Source organism: Thermoactinospora rubra (assembly GCF_002093975.1).
GTDB classification, from domain to species: domain Bacteria; phylum Actinomycetota; class Actinomycetes; order Streptosporangiales; family Streptosporangiaceae; genus Nonomuraea; species Nonomuraea rubra_A.
The window spans coordinates 294,611-311,731 of record NZ_MSZZ01000010.1; the positions used below are offsets into that span (position 1 = coordinate 294,611).

Annotated in this window: 14 protein-coding genes; 3 read left to right on the plus strand and 11 right to left on the minus strand. The window is 71.9% G+C overall.

Features of this window, described 5'->3' with window-relative positions:
* Nucleotides 1–20 precede the first annotated feature (20 nt).
* Complete coding sequence (locus BSB02_RS19940) at nucleotides 21–278, plus strand: ubiquitin carboxyl-terminal hydrolase 14 (RefSeq protein ID WP_084960514.1); 258 nt, start codon at nucleotides 21–23, stop codon at nucleotides 276–278.
* Between the two features lie 175 nt (nucleotides 279–453).
* Here the strand turns inward: BSB02_RS19940 and BSB02_RS19945 are convergent, their stop codons facing one another.
* The 5 genes from BSB02_RS19945 to BSB02_RS19965 all read right to left on the minus strand — a co-directional run bounded on the left by BSB02_RS19945 (nucleotide 454) and on the right by BSB02_RS19965 (nucleotide 8,728).
* On the minus strand, nucleotides 454–4,389 hold the full coding sequence (locus BSB02_RS19945; protein ID WP_143590899.1) for an SGNH/GDSL hydrolase family protein: 3,936 nt from the start codon (nucleotides 4,387–4,389) through the stop codon (nucleotides 454–456).
* Between the two features lie 372 nt (nucleotides 4,390–4,761).
* Nucleotides 4,762–5,280, minus strand: coding sequence for an RICIN domain-containing protein (locus BSB02_RS19950; protein ID WP_158088679.1), 519 nt, complete (start codon nucleotides 5,278–5,280; stop codon nucleotides 4,762–4,764).
* Between the two features lie 385 nt (nucleotides 5,281–5,665).
* On the minus strand, nucleotides 5,666–6,037 hold the full coding sequence (locus BSB02_RS39790) for a transposase (RefSeq protein WP_143590901.1): 372 nt from the start codon (nucleotides 6,035–6,037) through the stop codon (nucleotides 5,666–5,668).
* Nucleotides 6,038–6,063: 26 nt separating this feature from the next.
* Nucleotides 6,064–7,617: a Na+/H+ antiporter gene (locus BSB02_RS19960; protein ID WP_084960517.1), complete on the minus strand. Its 1,554-nt coding sequence runs from the start codon at nucleotides 7,615–7,617 to the stop codon at nucleotides 6,064–6,066.
* Nucleotides 7,618–7,816: 199 nt separating this feature from the next.
* Complete coding sequence (locus BSB02_RS19965) at nucleotides 7,817–8,728, minus strand: hypothetical protein (RefSeq protein ID WP_143590903.1); 912 nt, start codon at nucleotides 8,726–8,728, stop codon at nucleotides 7,817–7,819.
* Between the two features lie 257 nt (nucleotides 8,729–8,985).
* Between BSB02_RS19965 and BSB02_RS19970 the strand changes: the two genes are divergently transcribed.
* On the plus strand, nucleotides 8,986–10,974 hold the full coding sequence (locus BSB02_RS19970) for an ATP-dependent DNA helicase (protein ID WP_084960519.1): 1,989 nt from the start codon (nucleotides 8,986–8,988) through the stop codon (nucleotides 10,972–10,974).
* Between the two features lie 128 nt (nucleotides 10,975–11,102).
* Here BSB02_RS19970 and argG read toward each other — a convergent pair whose 3' ends face one another.
* A complete protein-coding gene (argG, locus tag BSB02_RS19975) occupies nucleotides 11,103–12,551 on the minus strand; it encodes an argininosuccinate synthase (RefSeq protein WP_084960520.1) in 1,449 nt (482 codons plus the stop codon).
* Nucleotides 12,552–12,703: 152 nt separating this feature from the next.
* Between argG and BSB02_RS19980 the strand changes: the two genes are divergently transcribed.
* Nucleotides 12,704–13,168: a GNAT family N-acetyltransferase gene (locus tag BSB02_RS19980; protein ID WP_084960521.1), complete on the plus strand. Its 465-nt coding sequence runs from the start codon at nucleotides 12,704–12,706 to the stop codon at nucleotides 13,166–13,168.
* A gap of 10 nt (nucleotides 13,169–13,178) precedes the next feature.
* Here the strand turns inward: BSB02_RS19980 and BSB02_RS19985 are convergent, their stop codons facing one another.
* The 5 genes from BSB02_RS19985 to aroC are packed head-to-tail and all read right to left on the minus strand — an operon-like array spanning nucleotide 13,179 to nucleotide 17,110.
* Complete coding sequence (locus BSB02_RS19985) at nucleotides 13,179–13,937, minus strand: SGNH/GDSL hydrolase family protein (protein WP_084960522.1); 759 nt, start codon at nucleotides 13,935–13,937, stop codon at nucleotides 13,179–13,181.
* Complete coding sequence (gene aroQ, locus BSB02_RS19990; RefSeq protein WP_084960523.1) at nucleotides 13,934–14,368, minus strand: type II 3-dehydroquinate dehydratase; 435 nt, start codon at nucleotides 14,366–14,368, stop codon at nucleotides 13,934–13,936. The genes BSB02_RS19985 and aroQ overlap by 4 nt, the downstream gene beginning before the upstream one ends.
* The gene (gene aroB, locus BSB02_RS19995; RefSeq protein ID WP_084960524.1) at nucleotides 14,365–15,435 is read right to left on the minus strand and encodes a 3-dehydroquinate synthase; all 1,071 of its coding nucleotides are present in this window, start codon (nucleotides 15,433–15,435) and stop codon (nucleotides 14,365–14,367) included. The genes aroQ and aroB overlap by 4 nt, the downstream gene beginning before the upstream one ends.
* Complete coding sequence (locus BSB02_RS20000; RefSeq protein ID WP_084960525.1) at nucleotides 15,432–15,929, minus strand: shikimate kinase; 498 nt, start codon at nucleotides 15,927–15,929, stop codon at nucleotides 15,432–15,434. The genes aroB and BSB02_RS20000 overlap by 4 nt, the downstream gene beginning before the upstream one ends.
* Complete coding sequence (gene aroC, locus BSB02_RS20005; protein ID WP_084960526.1) at nucleotides 15,929–17,110, minus strand: chorismate synthase; 1,182 nt, start codon at nucleotides 17,108–17,110, stop codon at nucleotides 15,929–15,931. The genes BSB02_RS20000 and aroC overlap by 1 nt, the downstream gene beginning before the upstream one ends.
* Between the last annotated feature and the right edge of the window lie 11 nt (nucleotides 17,111–17,121).

Here is a 17,121-nt window from a genome sequence, read left to right on the forward strand (position 1 = left end):
TAGTGCGTAATCTTCTTCTCATGACAACTTGCGAGCATCTTTCCAAGGCCGGGGACCCGCCCGCGCGGACTCCGGAGGGCTGCCAGGAGTGCCTGGCCATCGGGAGCAAGTGGGTGCACCTGCGGCGCTGCCTGGACTGCGGGCACATCGGCTGCTGCGACTCCTCGCCCAACAAGCACGCCACCGCCCACTACCGCGCCGAGGGGCACCCGGTGGTGCAGTCGTTCGAGCCGGGCGAGTCCTGGCGCTGGTGCTATGTGGACAACCAAATCGGCTAGGAGTGTCCTGAAGATCTTGACGGGCTGGTCAGGCGAATGCCGGGGTTCAAACTCGGGCCATGATGGGTCGTCGGAGGGTTCCGGCCGGGCCCTGAGGTGTGGGTCGTGTGCCGGGAGATGATCGTGTGGCGAGCCGCCGGGCGGGGCGGGTGACGGCGCCCGGCGGCTCGGGTCGTTACGGACTGCGGTATCCGGCCTCGTCCAGGCCGGCGCGCAGGGCCCGGGCGTAGGCGGACGTGCCCGCGTCGTTGGGGTGGAAGGATTCCCTGCTCATGCAGATGACTTCCTGGATGATGCACAGCGGGCTCGGATCGTCACCGACGTGGAAGTCGCCCTCGCCGCGCGGGCCGGTCGTGATCCCGTTGATGTAGGGGTCAGAATCGCAGACGCCGTGCAGGAGGAACTCGTTGCCGGGCTGCGCGAAGTACACCGGGATGCCTTCGGCGCGCAGCGCGTCGACTCTCTCCTTCTGCTTGGCGCCCATGTGTGTCACGAGATCCGCGATGGCCTTGGCATCATCCGGGGTGATCAGTGTGGAGAGCACCGCGCATTCGCGGGTGAGGCTGATCGGCACGGGGTACCCGAGCAGTACGATCTTGGCGTTCTGGGCCCTGGTCCTGATCTCCCTGATCACCCCTTCCACGTTGTCCACCATGACGCCGATCATGGCCTTCTGCCCGCTCGTGGCCGAGGCGCAGTACGGGTCGGTGCCCGGGGCGAGGCAGGCGGAGACGACCTTGGAGAAGATGCCCTGGGCCCCGCCGTCCACCACGTCGTTGCCACCCAGCGTGAGGGTGACCAGCGTGGTGTTCCCGTCCAGCACTCCCGACTTGACCTGCGCCATCTCGTGGAACTGTCCCTCGCCCGTCTTGTAGTTGCCCGGCGAGTCCCAGGATCTCGGAGTGTCCCAGCCTGCCGCGTTCCAGGTCATCGCTCCCGAGCAGGCCACGAAGCCGAGCTCGTGGTTGGCGTCGAACCGATCGGCGAGCGTGCCGAGGTTCGTGGTGCCGCCCGGCAGGACCACCTTGCGCGAGTAGGCGTCGTTGCTGCGGCGGCAGGCGTTCCACCAGGCGGTGCCGTGGTCGGCGTCGGAGGAGGCGAAGTAGTCGCCCGCGCCCTCACCGGAACTGTAGGAGTCGCCGAGCGCGGCGACGATGTGCTTGGGTTTGGCGTTGAGCATCTGGATCGCGATCGCGTCCCAGGCGACGCGCACGGTGCCCTTGCCGTCGTCGGTCACGTTGCTGAGCCGGATGCTGGGGATGGTGCCGTTGAAGTTGTACACCCCCAGCGACACCCAGCCGTTGCGGCCGATCTGTTGCGGCAGGTAACGCTTCTTGCCGTAGGTGCGGTCGCCGTTCAGGTCGATCTCGTAGCGGGCCTGCTGGGTGCGTGCTCCGATGACCGGCAGATGCACCAGGACGCGGGCCCATCCGGCGGTCTGGTTCAGCGTCCAGGTGCCGACCGCTCTGGGGGCGTCGCTCGGGATGGTGTTGCTCATCCAGAACTGGCCGGCGAAGCCCGAGCCGATCTGGTGGACGTCGATCTTGCCCGGGTAGTTGCCGTGCAGGTCGTGTTGGAAGGTGAACTGGAAGGAGCCCACGTCGGCATACTGCGGGTCGCAGTTCGGTCTCACCGACGGGACCGAGGAGTGCAGGTTGTCGACGATCAGGGCGCCTTGTGGCAGCCCGGTGAGGCCGCAGTTGGGGGCGTAGCTGGTGGCGTCCTCCTGATAGGGGTATCCGGGGTCGAAGCGCAGCAACTCGCGTCCACAGGTGGTCTGGCAGTCGTCGATCCACTGGGACCGCTGGTGGTACCAGCACTTCAGGTCGTACTTGCCGTTGCTGTCCTTGTGCGCGCACGGGCCGGCCGGCTCGCCCTCCAGGCCCGGCGCGTCCGGCTCGAAGTGCCCCTCAGGCCAGTAGCACTGGTTGCTCTCGTCGCAGAACTGGTGCACCGGCGGTCGGACGTTCGTGCGGTCCGCTTCGGTCAGCCACCATGCGGCCCGGTAGCCGTGCACCAGGTTGCCAGGGGTCTCGATGAGCTCGATCGGGTGACCCGCCCAGCCCATCACCTTCTCCGGGTACGGCCACTTCTGCGGCTCGGCCGCGTCGGCGTAGGACGTCTCCAGGAACGGGTTGCGGTCGGCGGGATAGCGCGGATTGACCGGGTTGTTGAACCAGCCCACGCCCCAGGGGGAGCCGTCGTGCGTATTCGGGTGGAAGCCGGAGTTGTAGGCCCACACGGCGAAGAACCAGTTTTCGATCCGGTCCGCCGAGCCGTTGTTGATGATCAGCCCGGCGCGCCGGGTCTCGTTCCACTTGTCCTGCAGCATCTGCAGGCCCCTGGCGATGTTGGCGGCGAAGTCGAGGGCGATGGCCTTCTGGTGGTCGGAGGGCAGCGCGACCTCGCCCGGCTTCTCCTTGCCGGCCTTGCGCATCCCGTCGGTGATCTGCATGACGCCGTACCCGCAGTCGGCCTTGTCCCAGCGGATGTGCCAGTCGTCGCTCTCGTCGTCGTTGTAGTAGTCGATGCCGTAGTAGTTGCCGATCAGGGGGTTCGCCGTCATGCCGGGCACCGCGAAGCGGGCGGCCTGCCACATGTTGGACTCCTGCGCGGCGATTCCCAGCAGCACCTGAGCGGGGACGTAGCCGCCGCCTTCGAGCGTCCGGGGCGGGAACAGGCCCTGCGGGGTGTAGGCGGGCAGGGGGAGGTTCTTCCAGTTCGCCGGGCGCTGCACGGTCAGCACGCCCCTGACGGCCTGGTCCACGGCCCACTCCACCTGGCGCGGTTTGGGCTGCATGGCCTGCATGCGCGGGTCGTTACGGGGCACCGAGCAGTACGCCCGGTCGTCGTCGTCGGGCTGGTTCGGGCCGCCGGCCGTCGCGGCCGATCCCAGGCCGAGCGCGGGACTCGGCTCGGCGCCACCGCCGGCGCCGGGGGTCGGCGTCACGGCCAGCGTGAACGTCTTGTTCGTCACCAGCGACGTCGCGGTGATGTCCACCCGCTGCGCGTCGGTCGGATCGGCCGGCGCCACCCGCGGATCCGGGGTGTGCGTCCGCAGGACCGAGGTCACCGCCAGCCGGCCGGACAGCGACGGCCTGGCCTCGTGCCCGACGTCCGCCAGCATGACGCCGGCCGCGTTCGTGCGGGCCTGCGGCGTCTTGCCGGTGCCGGTGACGACCACCTGGCCGCCGCGGGCGGCGCGCACGCTGAGCTCGGTGAGGGCTCCGGTGGCCAGTGTCGTGACCGTGCCCGTGCCCTTGTCGGGCAGGCTGACCCTGCGCACCGCGGCCGAGTTCTCGCCCTCGACCTCGGCGTACACGAGACCGCCGTCGGCGTCCGGGGTCAGCCGGTACGGCACGCCCTTGGCCCGGGCGAGCAGCGTCCGCTTCCCGGAGGGGGCGACCCGGACCAGCGCGGCGGCGTCGGCGGCCACGATGCCGATCGGCGTGGGCACCGCCGACGTGAGCTGTCCCGGCACCTGGATCGGCTTGTCCAGGGTGCCCTTGGCCGTGTCGAGCGCCAGCAGGCGCGTGGCGGCCGGCTCCTCGGCGCTCTGGGTCAGGATCGCGGTCTCGGACGGCCCGCAACCAGGGTTGAAGTAGGCCAGCGTGGTCTGTACCGCCAGCTTGCGCACGGGGCCGCCGTCGAGATCCACGATCGCGGTGAAGCCGCCGCGATCGGCCAGGTCGGGTTTGTTGGTGAACGTGCGCGGCGCGTACACGACCACCGCGCGCTTGCCGGAGGCGGTCACGCACATGTTGCCGATCCACGCGTCGGTATCGAAGCCCGGCTCGGACAGCGACGCGGCGGTCCGCCACCGGTAGCCGTCCTTGGCGTCGGCGACCAGCACGTGGAAGCCGCTGGCGTCCCCGCTCGTGGCCACGGCCCGGTCGGCGGAACTCTCCCATCCGGTGCCGAGCAGTCCGGCGCGCTCGCCGGTGGGGACCTGTTCAGGGGCGGCGGACTTCGTGGGCGGCACTGCGATGTCGGCGTGGGCGGGCGGTGGCGTCGGCGTCGGTTCGGCGGATGCAGGGGGTGGCGCGGACAGCTGGCCCAAGAACAGGGCCGTGACGGCCGCGGCAGCGGCGAGGGGTTTGAAACTGCGCATGATCTTCCCAGGTGGCGGAGGGGAGGGGGGATGGGAGGGTTCGTCAGCGGCGGTGACGCGCCCGCCCGTCAGTTCGCTCAGGCGCCGACATGCTCCCCGCCTCCGTGGGGGGCACCGTCGACTACAGGCTGGTCAGCGCCTTCAGCTTGCGTACCGGACCGCCGTCGAGGTCTACGGTCGCGGTCGGCCGGCTCGGCCTTGCCGGTGTACGTGCGCGGCCCCTACCGCGGCTCGGCCCGTTCGGCAGGGCCGGCGGGTGACCGGCCGCGACCGTGCAGTCTCGGCCGGGCGGCGGCGGGGCGCTCGCGGGAGGCGGCGTGGTCGACGACATCGAGACCGACAGATCGCTGCGCAGGCTCCCCGGCCGAAGGGTCAGGCGTTGTAGCGGAGCCAGACCTGGTGGCCCCGGTGGTGGCAGTCCCACTGAACGATCTTGGTGAGGTCGGCCAGCGACGCTCCCTGAACCTCCATGCAGTAGTTGGAGGCGTCGTTCACCTGGATGTTGGGGTAGGTGCTGGTGTTGCGCCAGACCTGGTTGTCCAGGCCGAGGTAGCAGGTGTACTGCAGGAGCGGCGCTCCCCGCGTCAAGGTCGGGATGGGCTCCAGGCACTTGCCGCTGTTGCCGTTGCCGATCAGATGGAAGTCGATGGAGCCGTCGCCCTCGGTGTGCCACAGGAACCACATTTGCGAGGTCCTGCCGGCGATGCACCGGTACTGCACCGCCTGCGCGCCGCTGTCCTTGGAGGCGCCCCGGATGTCCAGGCACTTGCCGGTGTAGAGGTTGCGGTACGTGTAGGGCCCGATCCACGAGCCCTGGACCTGCACCCCGTCCTTGGTGACCGGTGGAGGCGGCGGCGCTACGTCGCCCGCGACGGCCAGGACCGCTTCCATCCGGGAATCCGACGGCTGCGCGTTCGCCGCACCGGACAGGCCGCCGATTAACAAGGCGACGGCTGAGATGAGCATGGCCAACTTTCTGACACGCACGATGGGTCTTCCTCTCGTCCTGGGAGTGTTCAACCGAATGGTCGCAGCGCAGAAGATTGCCGGACAGGCCATCAACGGGACATCTGCCGGGCATTCCAGGACGTCGACCTGCGTTTTTGCGCTGGCGGCCGAAACGGCGTTCCCGGCGGTCGGTCAACGGGGCCGCACACGGGCGTTCACGGATCCGGGAAGTCGGCCAGTTCGTGCACGACCGCTGTGTCCGGGCGAGCGGGACTGCCGATGGTCGTTTCGACAGCGAGACGGCAGCGGTCCACGCCGCCGCCAAGGATCAATACCCCGGCCTGCTGGTGCGAGAGTGGGCTCGGGCCGCTGGCGGCAGCGGCCCGAGCCACAGCCCGACCATGCTGCCGCCGGCATCCTCGCCCCCGCTCCGCATCGCCACCCCGCCGAGCAGCCAGGTGAGTCGCGGCCCGGGTGGAGGATCATGGGGGAGCCCGGCTCCGGCGACCATGGGCGGGAAGAGGGACATCCGGAAAGCCTGGAACAAGACCCCGTTGATCACCGTGCGGTGGTCGGCCCACTGCCCGCCGGGCCTGACGTTGGCGGGCAGCAACGGAGCGATCTTGTTCCACAGCGCATCGCTCAGCTCATGTCGTCCCACCATGCCGGACCCCTGCCCGGCTGGCAGCAGATCCAGCATCACCTTCAAGAGCCATCAGACACGTCCTAGCGCTCCAGGATCGCCTCCTCGAAGTCCAGCTCGGCCATCACCCTGCGCAGCACCTCGTCGTCGATGCGCCGCTCGTCGCGCAGCCGCACGAACACCTCCCGCTCGGCGGCCAGCATCTCCTGGCGCAGCCTGCGGTACAGCGCGCTGGGCGTCTCGGCGCCGTCCATGGCGGTGCCGCCGCCTAGCCGTTCCCACGCCGTCAGCGCCCGCCGCTCGGTCTTGGTCTTCAGCTGGTCCAGCACGTCCTGGTAGATCTCGTCCGGCGGCCCCTCGCGGGCCACGATCCGCTCCAGGGCCTCCATGCCCGCGGCGATGGCCTGCTGCTTGGCGGCGGCCTCGGCCAGGTCGTCCTCGTAGGCCTCCCGCTCGTTGGACACCCGCAGCCTCCTGATGAGCAGGGGGAAGGTCAGGCCCTGGATGAGCAGGGTGCCGATGACGGTGGTGAACGTCAGGAAGACGACCAGATCCTTGTCCGGGATGGGCGTGTCGACCAGGGCGAAGGCGGCGGCCAGCGACACCACGCCGCGCATGCCCGCCCACGCGACGACGATCGCGTGCCTGACCGGCGGGCGGTCGCGCCGCAGGTAGGAGAAGGCGAACACCCACACGAAGCGGGCCAGCACGGTCGCGGCGAAGACGGCGGCCGCGTACCCGGCCAGCCGCCAGGGGCCGTACCCCTGGGGCAGCACGGCCGGCAGCTGCAGGCCGATCAGCGCGAAGACGATGCTCTCCAGGAAGAAGTCCAGCACCTTCCACACGCCGGCGGCCACCAGGCGGGTGCCGAACCCCATGCGGTGCATCCGGTTGCCCAGGTAGAGGCCGACGATCACCACGGAGATGACGCCGGAGGCGTGGACGAGCTCGGCGGCCAGGTAGGCGGCGAACGGGATGAGCAGCATCGCCGTGTTCTCCGCCAGCGAGTCGCGCATCCGCTCCAGCGCCCAGCCGAACGCCACCGCCAGCGCCACCCCGACGAGGGTGCCGCCCGCCGCCGAGAGCAGGAACTGCCAGGAGCCGTCCAGCAGGTCGAAGGCCGCGCCGGTCGCCGCCCCGAGCGCCACCCGGTAGGCGGTCAGCGCCGTGGCGTCGTTGAACAGGCTCTCGCCGACGAGGATGGTGACGATCCGGCGGGGCAGGCCGAGCCGGCGGGCGACGGCCACGGCGGCCACCGCGTCCGGCGGGGCCACGATGGCGCCCAGCGCGAAGGCCGCCGCCAGCGGCAGGGACGGCACGAGCAGGTGCACGACCCAGCCGACGACGAGCATGGTGAACAGCACCAGGCCGACCGACAGCAGCGCGACCGGCCGCTTGACGTCGCGCAGGCGCAGGTAGGAGCTGTCGAGGGCGGCCGAGTACAGCAGCGGCGGCAGGAACACCAGCAGCACGATCTCGGGTTCGAGCGTGAACCTGCCCGGGAACAGCGGCGAGGCCAGCATCCCGGCCAGCACGAGCAGCAGCGGCGCCGGCCAGCCCAGCCGTCGGGACAGCGCCGCCACCCCCAGCGCCCCCGCGGCCAGGAGCAGCAGGCTCAGGCCGGTCATCTCGTCCATGGACCCCCCTCAGCCGGTCAAGGGCGGCCGCCCGTCCGGCGTTGATCGTCGTGGACGCCAACACCGGGCGCGCCCGCCGGCCGTCCCCGGTTCGCTGCGGGCGCAATACGGGCGCGGCGGACGGCCACAGGGGCATGATGCCCGACCGCCGGGCGGCGGGGTCGCGCCGGCCCGGCTCAGGAGGTGCGGGGCGGGGTCCTCACCAGCGGGGGTCGTCGTGGCGCTGCTGGTCGGGCCGCAGCCGCTCGCCCGTCACGTACATGTCGTCGGGGACGTAGGGGCGGGTGATGCTGGGCTCGGGCTGCTGGGGCGTGCCGAGCCCGAGCAGCGGGTCGACGGGGTTGGGCTGCCGGCGGCGCCGTCCGGCGCCGGGGATGCCGTGCATGGGCGTGCCGAGCCCGGCCGCGGCCGGCGCCGGCTCCTGCGGCTGCGCGATGTGCTGCCCGGTGTACGGCGGGGCCGAGCCGTACTGCTGGGCGCCCTGGTAGGAGTCCTGGTAGGAGGCGGCCGAGCCGTACTGCTGGGAGGTCTGGTACTGCGGGCCCAGGCCGAGCGGGTCGGCGCGCAGCTGGGACTGGTCGGCGGGCAGCTGGTAGACCGGGTCGCCGGCGCCGGCGGCGACGGGCTCGGCATACTGGGGCCGGCGCTCGGTGTACTGCGGCTCGGTGTACTGCGGCGCGGCGTAGGACTCGCGCGGCGCGGTGGTCTCCCCGAAGGAGGCCACGAGCTTGTCGGGCGGCGGCGTGCCGCGGGCGACCAGGACGTCGCTGGGCGCCATGGCGGCGGTGGGCCGTTCGTCGGTGAGCGGCTGGGCGGGCGGGAAGTTCTCGGGCGGCCGGTTGTACTGGCCCGTGCCGGGGATCACCGGCGGCTCCCCGGCCGGCTGGGCGGCGGGCTCGCCCCCGGTCACCTCGGCGTAGCCCTCGTCGAGGGTGTCCAGGAGGCGGCCGACGTCCTCGATCGGCATGCGGAAGCTCGCGGTGCACATCTCCCCGCGCCACAGGCTCAGGACAAGGGTTCCCTCGTGCCAGGTGACCCGGAGACACCGCTCCTGGCCTCGGGCATCGAAGAATACTTCGCCGAACGACGGCAGCGGCACAACTTCCGACATGGAGGACATTTTTCTTTAACCAGCCTATATTCGTCCACTCAGCCTCTAAAAACCCAGGTCAGCAAGTGTTTACCATGCGCCCCAGAAGCCCCCTCGGGAAGATCGTCGTCTACCCTCTGCGTCCGGTCGTCAGTGTGCCACGCGGATGCCGATGCGTCCGGTGAACGCCGGGATGCACATATCGCGTCACCCCTCGCACAGGCCCGCGGTCATGGGTTATCCACAATCCGGGTGATCGCCGGCCGCCGGGCGGCCGGATGCGGGTAGCGTTTGCTTCCGTGCCGGATTCCCTCCTCCCCCCCGTCGAGTCCCTCCTCAAGACCGCCGTCAGTGCCCTGGGCGGCACCGAGCGGCCCGGTCAGGTGACCATGGCGCGTGCCGTCCAGCACGCCATCGAGGCGGAGGAGCATCTGGCCGTGCAGGCCGGCACCGGCACCGGCAAGTCGCTGGCCTATCTGGTGCCCGCGCTGCGGCACGCCATGGAGTCCGACACCACGGTGGTCGTCTCCACGGCCACCATCGCGCTGCAGCGCCAGCTGGTCGACCGCGACCTGCCCCGGCTGGCCGAGTCGCTGGCCGACGAGCTGCCCCACGAGCCGACGTTCGCGATCCTCAAGGGCCGGCGCAACTACCTGTGCCGCCACAAGCTGACCGCCGCCTGGCCGGAGGAGGACGAGCCGGAGCAGCTGTTCGACCCGCGCGAGGTGAGCGCCACCGGGCGGATGGTCCAGCGCATCCAGGAGTGGGCCGAGCAGACCGAGACCGGCGACCGCGACGAGCTGGTCCCCGGCGTCAACGAGCAGGCCTGGCGGCAGTTCTCGGTCAGCGCCCGCGAGTGCCTGGGCGCCGCCCGCTGCCCCAGCGCCGGGGAGTGCTTCGCGGAGCTGGCCAAGGCCCGCGCGGGCGAGGTCGACATCGTCGTCACCAACCACGCGCTGCTGGCGATCGACGCCATGGAGGAGATGTCGATCCTGCCCGAGCACGACGTGGTGGTGGTCGACGAGGCCCACGAGCTGGTCGACCGCGTCACCTCGGTGGTCACCGACGAGCTGTCGGAGACGTCGGTGTTCCTGGCGGTGCGGCGGGTGGCCAGACTCATCGAGCAGCCGGTCGCCGACCGGCTGCAGGAGGCGGGCGAAGACCTCAAGGCGCTGCTGGCCGCCGCGCCGCCCGGCCGCGTCGACGACCTGCCCCCGGTGCTCGCCCAGACGCTCGCCCTGGTGCGCGACGCGGCGCACGCCTGCATCACCGCGATGGGCTCGCGCAACGCCGACAAGGACGACCCGGACAAGAGCGGCCAGCGCAAGATGGCCTTCGCCGCGCTCGACGAGGTCCACGACACGGCGGTGCGCATGCTGGAGGCGTTCGGCCACGACTCCGAGGCCGACCGGGCCGAGGTGGTGTGGCTGGAGGCCGGCACCGACCGCCGCCCGCCCACCCTGCGGGTGGCGCCGCTGACCGTCGGCGGCATGCTGCGTGACAAGCTCTTCGGCGACCGCACGGTGGTGCTCACCTCCGCCACGCTGGCCCTGGGCGGCACCTTCGACGCGCTGGCCCGGCAGTGGGGCCTGGCCGACGGCGAGTGGCAGGGCATCGACGTCGGCTCGCCCTTCGACCACCAGCGCTCGGGCATCCTCTACGTCGCCAAGCACCTGCCCCAGCCGGGCCGCGACGGGCTGCCCCAGGCCTACCTCGACGAGATCGCCGAGCTGATCGAGGCGGCGGGCGGGCGCACGCTGGGATTGTTCTCCTCCATGCGCGCCGCCAAGGCCGCCGCCGAGGCGCTGCGCGACCGGCTGGAGGTGCCGCTGCTGTGCCAGGGCGACGACTCGACCATGCTGCTGGTCAAGCAGTTCGCCGAGGACGAGGCCACCTGCCTGTTCGGCACGCTGTCGCTGTGGCAGGGGGTCGACGTGCCGGGGCCGTCGCTGCGCCTGGTGATCATCGACCGGGTGCCCTTCCCGCGGCCCGACGACCCGCTCACCTCGGCCCGCCAGCGCCACGTCGCGGCCAAGGGCGGCAACGGGTTCATGGCGGTGGCGGCCAACCACGCCGCCCTGCTGCTGGCGCAGGGGGTGGGGCGGCTGCTGCGGTCGCAGGACGACAAGGGTGTCGTCGCGGTGCTCGACCCCCGGCTGGCCACGGCCCGCTACAGCGGCTTCCTGCTGAGCTCGCTGCCGCCGTTCTGGCGGACGACCGACCCGGCCGTTCCGCGTGCGGCGCTCAGGCGGCTGGCCTCGCAGTAAGTTCGCGGGCTCTCCGGCCCGCACGCCGGCGCCACCGGGACGGCGGGCCCGCAACCCCGCCGGTGACGAACCCGGCGAGCGTCGCCCGAGCAGCGGCGGTGGCGGCGGTCGGTCGTGCCCGTTGCGGGTCAGTCGGTGCCGGCCTCCATCGCGGCGTGGTCGAGCAGCTCGTCGTCGACGGAGACCGCGCCCCGGGAGGCGATCGCCTCGGCCCCGCCCTCGGGCATCGCGCCGATCAGCCCGGTCGAGGCCGCCTGGGCGGCGCCCACCAGCGGCGGCTGCGGGGCGCCGACCATGCCGAGCCTGGCGTACTGCTCAAGCTTGGCGCGGGAGTCGGCGATGTCCAGGTTGCGCATGGTCAGCTGGCCGATGCGGTCGACCGGCCCGAAGGCGGAGTCCTCGGTCCGCTCCATGGACAGCTTGTCCGGATGGTAGCTGAGCGACGGCCCGGAGGTGTCCAGGACCGAGTAGTCCTCACCGCGCCGCAGGCGCAGCGTCACCTCGCCGGTGACCGCCATCCCGACCCAGCGCTGCAGCGACTCGCGCAGCATCAGCGCCTGCGGGTCCAGCCAGCGGCCCTCGTACAGCAGCCTGCCCAGCCGCCGTCCCTCGGTGTGGTAGATGGCGAGGGTGTCCTCGTTGTGGATGGCGTTGACCAGCCGCTCGTACGCGACGTGCAGCAGCGCCATGCCCGGCGCCTCGTAGATGCCCCGGCTCTTGGCCTCGATGACCCGGTTCTCGATCTGGTCGGACATGCCCAGGCCGTGCCGGCCGCCGATGGCGTTGGCCTCCAGCACCAGGTCGACCGGGGAGGCGAAGTCCTTGCCGTTGATCGTCACCGGCCGCCCGCGCTCGAAGCCGATCGTGACGTCCTCGGCGGCGATCTCGACGGCGGGATCCCAGAACCGCACGCCCATGATCGGCTCGACGATCTCGATGCCCGTGTCGAGGTGCTCGAGCGCCTTGGCCTCGTGCGTCGCGCCCCAGATGTTCGCGTCGGTGGAGTAGGCCTTCTCCGTGCTGTCGCGGTACGGCAGGCCGCGCTCCAGCAGCCACTCCGACATCTCCTTGCGCCCGCCGAGCTCCCTGACGAAGTCGGCGTCCAGCCAGGGCTTGTAGATCCGCAGGGAGGGGTTGGCGAGCAGGCCGTACCGGTAGAACCGCTCGATGTCGTTGCCCTTGAAGGTCGAGCCGTCGCCCCAGATCTGCACGCCGTCCTCGAGCATCGCGCGCACCAGCAGGGTGCCCGTGACGGCCCGCCCGAGCGGGGTGGTGTTGAAGTAGGTGCGGCCGCCGGAGCGGATGTGGAACGCCCCGCAGGCCAGGGCCGCGAGCCCCTCCTCCACGAGCGCGGCCCGGCAGTCGACCAGCCGTGCGACCTCCGCGCCGTAGGCCGTGGCGCGCCCGGGCACCGAGGCGATGTCGGGCTCGTCGTACTGGCCGACGTCGGCGGTGTAGGCGCACGGCACCGCGCCCTTCTCGCGCATCCACGCGACCGCTACCGAGGTGTCGAGGCCGCCGGAGAAGGCGATCCCGACTCGTTCGCCGACAGGGAGGGAGGTGAGGACCTTGGACACGAGTAGAAGTATATACACACCAATGCATGGCTATGCAAAGCGGTGGCGGCGCTCAGGTGTGATCACTCCACCGGTACGGAGATCACGGGGCGGACGGCTACGGTGGGATGCGGCCTGCCGGACGGCACATCCCGAGACGTGAGGAATCCGTGATGACGAGCGAGAGCCCGCGGCTGCGGCCGGCCGTACCCGGCGACTACGACCGCATCGTCGCCGTCGTGGACGACTGGTGGGGGCGGCCGGTCCGGTCGAACCTGCCGCGGCTGTTCCTCGACCACTTCCATCGCACCAGCCTGGTCGCCGAGAACGCCGGCGAGCCGGCGGGGTTCCTCGTCGGCTTCCTGTCGCCGTCGATGCCGGACTGCGCCTACATCCACTTCGCCGGCGTCGCGCCGCCCTTCCGCGGCGGCGGGCTGGCCCGCCGCCTTTATGAGAGCTTCTTCGCTCTCGCCGCGGCCGGCCACCGGACGAGGGTGCGGGCGATCACCTCGCCGCGCAACAGCGCCTCCATCGCCTTCCACACCGCGATGGGCTTCTCTGTCACCGGCCCCGTCGCCGGCTACGACGGCCCGGCGGTGGACCGCGTCGTCTTCGACAAGCGGCTGCCGCGCCCCTGAGCGGGCGGCTTCACCAGGGCAGCAGGTCGGGCCGCTTGGGGGTGAGCCCGTCGCCCGAGGAGCGCCCGCGGAGGCGGCGCGTGATCCACGGCATCAGGTGCTCGCGCAGCCACTGGGCGTCCTCGCGGCGCCTGACGCGCGGGTCGACCGACTCCCGGGGCGGCCAGGTCTTGCGCCACGTGTCGTCGCACGGCACGCCCAGCACGTCGAGCACCCTGGCCGCGACCAGGCGGTGCCCCTCCTCGTTCATGTGGAGGCGGTCCTCGCTCCACGCCCGCCAGTCCCGCAGCCCCTGCATCGACCACTGGTCGACGACGCGGCAGCCGTACAGGTCGGCGATGGACCGGACGTGCAGGTAGAAGACCGCGAACTTGCCGCGCATGCGCCGCATCAGCGGCGTGTCGCGCGGGTCCACGCCGGTGAACACCAGCACCTCGGCGCCGGTGGAGCGCAGCTCGCGCACGGCCGAGGCGAACTTCTTGGCCATCGCGTCCGGGTCGCTGCCCGGCCGCAGCAGGTCGTTGCCGCCCGCGCAGAAGCTCACCAGGTCGGGCGCCATCTTCACGGCCAGCGGTACCTGGTCGGCGATGATCTGGTCGAGCAGCTTGCCGCGCACGGCCAGGTTGGCGTAGCGGAAGGACGGGTTCCCGGCCGCCAGCCGTTCGGCCACCCGGTCCGCCCAGCCGCGGAAGGAGCCGCCCGGCCCCGGGTCGTTGAGCCCTTCGGTGAAGCTGTCGCCGAGCGCGACGAAGGAGCTGTAGCGCGTCATGACCTGGCCAGCTCCGCGATCGCCTGCAGGGCCAGCACGTAGGACCGCAGGCCGAAGCCCGCGATGGTGCCGGTGGCCACGCCCGCCACCACGGAGGTGTGGCGGAACTCCTCCCGCGCGGCCGGGTTGGAGATGTGCACCTCCACCAGCGGCGCGGTGCGCTGGGCGATGGCGTCGCGCAGCGAGTAGGAGTAGTGGGTGAACGCCGCCGGGTTGAGCACGACCGGGATCCTGCCGTCGGCCGCCTCGTGCATCCAGCGCACCAGCTCGGCCTCGTCGTCGGTCTGGCGGACCTCGACGTCCAGGCCCAGGGCGGAGCCGGTCTCCTCGCACAGCTTGACCAGGTCGTCGAAGGTGTCGGCGCCGTAGACCGACGGCTCGCGGGTGCCGAGCCGGCGCAGGTTGGGGCCGTTGAGGACGAGCACCTTCATCGCGACACCTCCCGGTAGGCCGCCTCCAGCAGCTCCTCGCTCGGATCCTCCAGGCGTGCGGGCTTGGCCAGGTCGTCGAGCACCACGAACCGCTGCCTGGCGCCGCGGTTCTTCTTGTCCAGCCGCATGTGGTCGCGCAGCTCCGGCCAGGCGTCGCGGCGGTAGGCGGTGGGCAGGCCCACCGAGGACAGGATCGAGCGGGTGCGGCCGACCAGGTCCACGCGGCCGGTCAGCCGGCCCAGCACGGCGGCGTAGACCATGCCGATGGAGATGGCCTCGCCGTGGCGCATGCGGTAGTGCTCGGCCCGCTCGATGGCGTGGCCCAGCGTGTGGCCGTAGTTGAGGATCTCGCGCAGGCCCGCCTCGCGCAGGTCGGCGCCGACCACGTCGGCCTTGACGCGGATCTTGCGCTCGATGAGCTCGCGGGTGTGCTCGCCCTCGGGCCGGGTCGCCGCGGCGGGATCGGCCTCGATGAGCGTGAGGATCGCCGGGTCGGCGATGAACCCGCCCTTGATGATCTCCGCCAGGCCCGCGACGTAGTCCTCGCGCGGCAGCGACGGCAGCGTGGCCAGGTCGCACAGCACCCCGGCGGGCGGCAGGAAGGTGCCCACCAGGTTCTTGCCCTCGGGGGTGTCGATGCCGTTCTTGCCGCCGACGGCCGCGTCGACCATGGCCAGCAGCGTCGTGGGCACGAGCACCACCTTGACGCCGCGCAGCCAGGTGGCGGCGACGAACCCGGCCAGGTCGGTGGTGGCGCCGCCGCCCACGCCGACGACCGCGTCGGACCGCGTGACGCCGTGGCGGCCCAGCGCGGACCACAGCTCGGCGGCCACCTGGACCGTCTTGGCCCGCTCCCCGTCGGGCACCGGCAGCGCCACGACCTCGAACCCGGCCTCCTCCAGCGCGTGGCACACCGGGCGGGCGATCTCCGGCAGGCCCACCGGGTGGATCACCGCCACCGTCCGCACGCCCGCGCCCACCAGCCCGGGCAGCTCGCCGAGGACGCCGGTGCCGACCACGACGTCGTACGGCTGGTCGCCGCGCACGGCGATGCGTGTCACGGTCACGGCGCGAGCCCCTTCACGATCTCCTCCACCAGCTCGTGCGGCTCGCGCCCGTCGGTCGCCACGGTCAGGACGGCCAGCCGCTCGTAGATGGGCCTGCGCTCCTCCATGAGCCGCTTGAGCTGGCTGCGCGGGTTGAGCACCAGCAGCGGCCGGGCCGCCCCCAGCCCCACCCGCTGCACCGCGGCGGCCAGCCCCACCTGCAGGTAGACGACGGGCTGGCCCTGGAGCAGATCCTGGGTCTCCGCGCGCAGGATCGCGCCGCCGCCCAGGCTGAGGACGCCCTCGTGCTCGGCCAGCGCCCGCCGTACGGCCTGCGCCTCCAGGTCGCGGAAGCGCTCCTCCCCGTCCTCGACGAAGATGTCGCTCACCGGCTTGCCGGCGACGGCCTCGACGTCGGCGTCGGTGTCGCGGAAGGCGACGCCGAGGTGGTCGGCGAGCAGGCGGCCCACGGTGGTCTTGCCCGAGCCCGGCGGGCCGATCAGCACGGCCTTCATCACTTGATCACCATCGCAGACAGGTATCCGGACAGGTTGCGCGCGACCTCTTCGACCGAGTCGCCGCCGAACTTCTCCAGCGCCGCGTCGGCCAGCACCAGCGCCACCATGGCCTCGGCCACCACGCCCGCGGCGGGGACCGCGCACACGTCGGAGCGCTCGTGGTGCGCCTTGGCCGCCTCGCCGGTCTTGACGTCGATGGTGGCCAGCGCCCGCGGGACGGTGGAGATGGGCTTCATCGCGGCGCTTACGCGCAGCACCTCGCCGTTGGTCATGCCGCCCTCGACGCCGCCCGCGCGGTTGGTGACGCGCCTGACGCCGTCGGCGGTGGTGTACTCGATCTCGTCGTGGGCGCGGGACCCGGGCCGGCTCGCGGTCTCGAACCCGTCGCCGACGGCCACGCCCTTGATCGCCTGGATGCCCATGAGGGCGGCGGCCAGGCGCGCGTCGAGCCGGCGGTCCCAGTGGGTGTAGCTGCCCAGGCCCGGCGGCAGGCCGTAGGCCAGGACCTCCACGACGCCGCCGAGCGTGTCGCCGTCCTTGTGGGCCTTGTCGATCGTCTCGACCATGGCCGCGCTGCCCGCTGGGTCGAAGCAGCGGACCGGGTCGTCGTCGATGCGCGCCAGATCGGCCGGGGTGGGCAGGTCGGCCGAGGGGGTGCGGGTGCCGCCGATCGAGACCACGTGGCTGAGGATCTCCACGCCCAGCGCCTGCTTCAGGAAGCGCCTGGCGACCTCGCCGAGGGCGACGCGGGCGGCGGTCTCGCGGGCGCTGGCCCGGTCGAGGACGTTGCGCGCGTCGTCGAAGCCGTACTTCTGCATGCCGGCCAGGTCGGCGTGGCCCGGGCGGGGGCGTGAGCGCGGCGCGTTGCGCGCCAGGCCCTCCAGCTCGGCCGGGTCGACCGGGTCGGCCGCCATGACCTTCTCCCACTTGGGCCATTCGGTGTTGCCGACCCGCACGGCGACGGGGCTGCCGATCGTGCGGCCGTGCCGTACGCCGCCCACGATCGTGACCTTGTCCTCCTCGAACTTCATGCGCGCGCCGCGGCCGTAGCCCAGCCTGCGGCGGCGCAGGGCCTCGGAGATCGCCTCGGTGGTGACCTCCACCCCGGCGGGGAGGCCCTCCATGATGGCGACGAGTTCGGGGCCGTGTGACTCTCCGGCGGTCAACCAGCGCAGCATGTGGTCAAGTC

Bases quoted from the DNA above. Each gene is read 5' to 3' on its own strand.
- BSB02_RS19940 (WP_084960514.1), top strand. From the start codon at position 21: ATGACAACTTGCGAGCATCTTTCCAAGGCCGGGGACCCGCCCGCGCGG.
- BSB02_RS19945 (WP_143590899.1), bottom strand. From the start codon at position 4,389: ATGCGCAGTTTCAAACCCCTCGCCGCTGCCGCGGCCGTCACGGCCCTG.
- BSB02_RS19950 (WP_158088679.1), bottom strand. From the start codon at position 5,280: ATGGAAGCGGTCCTGGCCGTCGCGGGCGACGTAGCGCCGCCGCCTCCA.
- BSB02_RS39790 (WP_143590901.1), bottom strand. From the start codon at position 6,037: ATGCTGGATCTGCTGCCAGCCGGGCAGGGGTCCGGCATGGTGGGACGA.
- BSB02_RS19960 (WP_084960517.1), bottom strand. From the start codon at position 7,617: ATGGACGAGATGACCGGCCTGAGCCTGCTGCTCCTGGCCGCGGGGGCG.
- BSB02_RS19965 (WP_143590903.1), bottom strand. From the start codon at position 8,728: ATGTCGGAAGTTGTGCCGCTGCCGTCGTTCGGCGAAGTATTCTTCGAT.
- BSB02_RS19970 (WP_084960519.1), top strand. From the start codon at position 8,986: ATGCGGGTAGCGTTTGCTTCCGTGCCGGATTCCCTCCTCCCCCCCGTC.
- BSB02_RS19980 (WP_084960521.1), top strand. From the start codon at position 12,704: ATGACGAGCGAGAGCCCGCGGCTGCGGCCGGCCGTACCCGGCGACTAC.
- BSB02_RS19985 (WP_084960522.1), bottom strand. From the start codon at position 13,937: ATGACGCGCTACAGCTCCTTCGTCGCGCTCGGCGACAGCTTCACCGAA.
- aroQ (WP_084960523.1), bottom strand. From the start codon at position 14,368: ATGAAGGTGCTCGTCCTCAACGGCCCCAACCTGCGCCGGCTCGGCACC.
- BSB02_RS20000 (WP_084960525.1), bottom strand. From the start codon at position 15,929: ATGAAGGCCGTGCTGATCGGCCCGCCGGGCTCGGGCAAGACCACCGTG.
- aroC (WP_084960526.1), bottom strand. From the start codon at position 17,110: ATGCTGCGCTGGTTGACCGCCGGAGAGTCACACGGCCCCGAACTCGTC.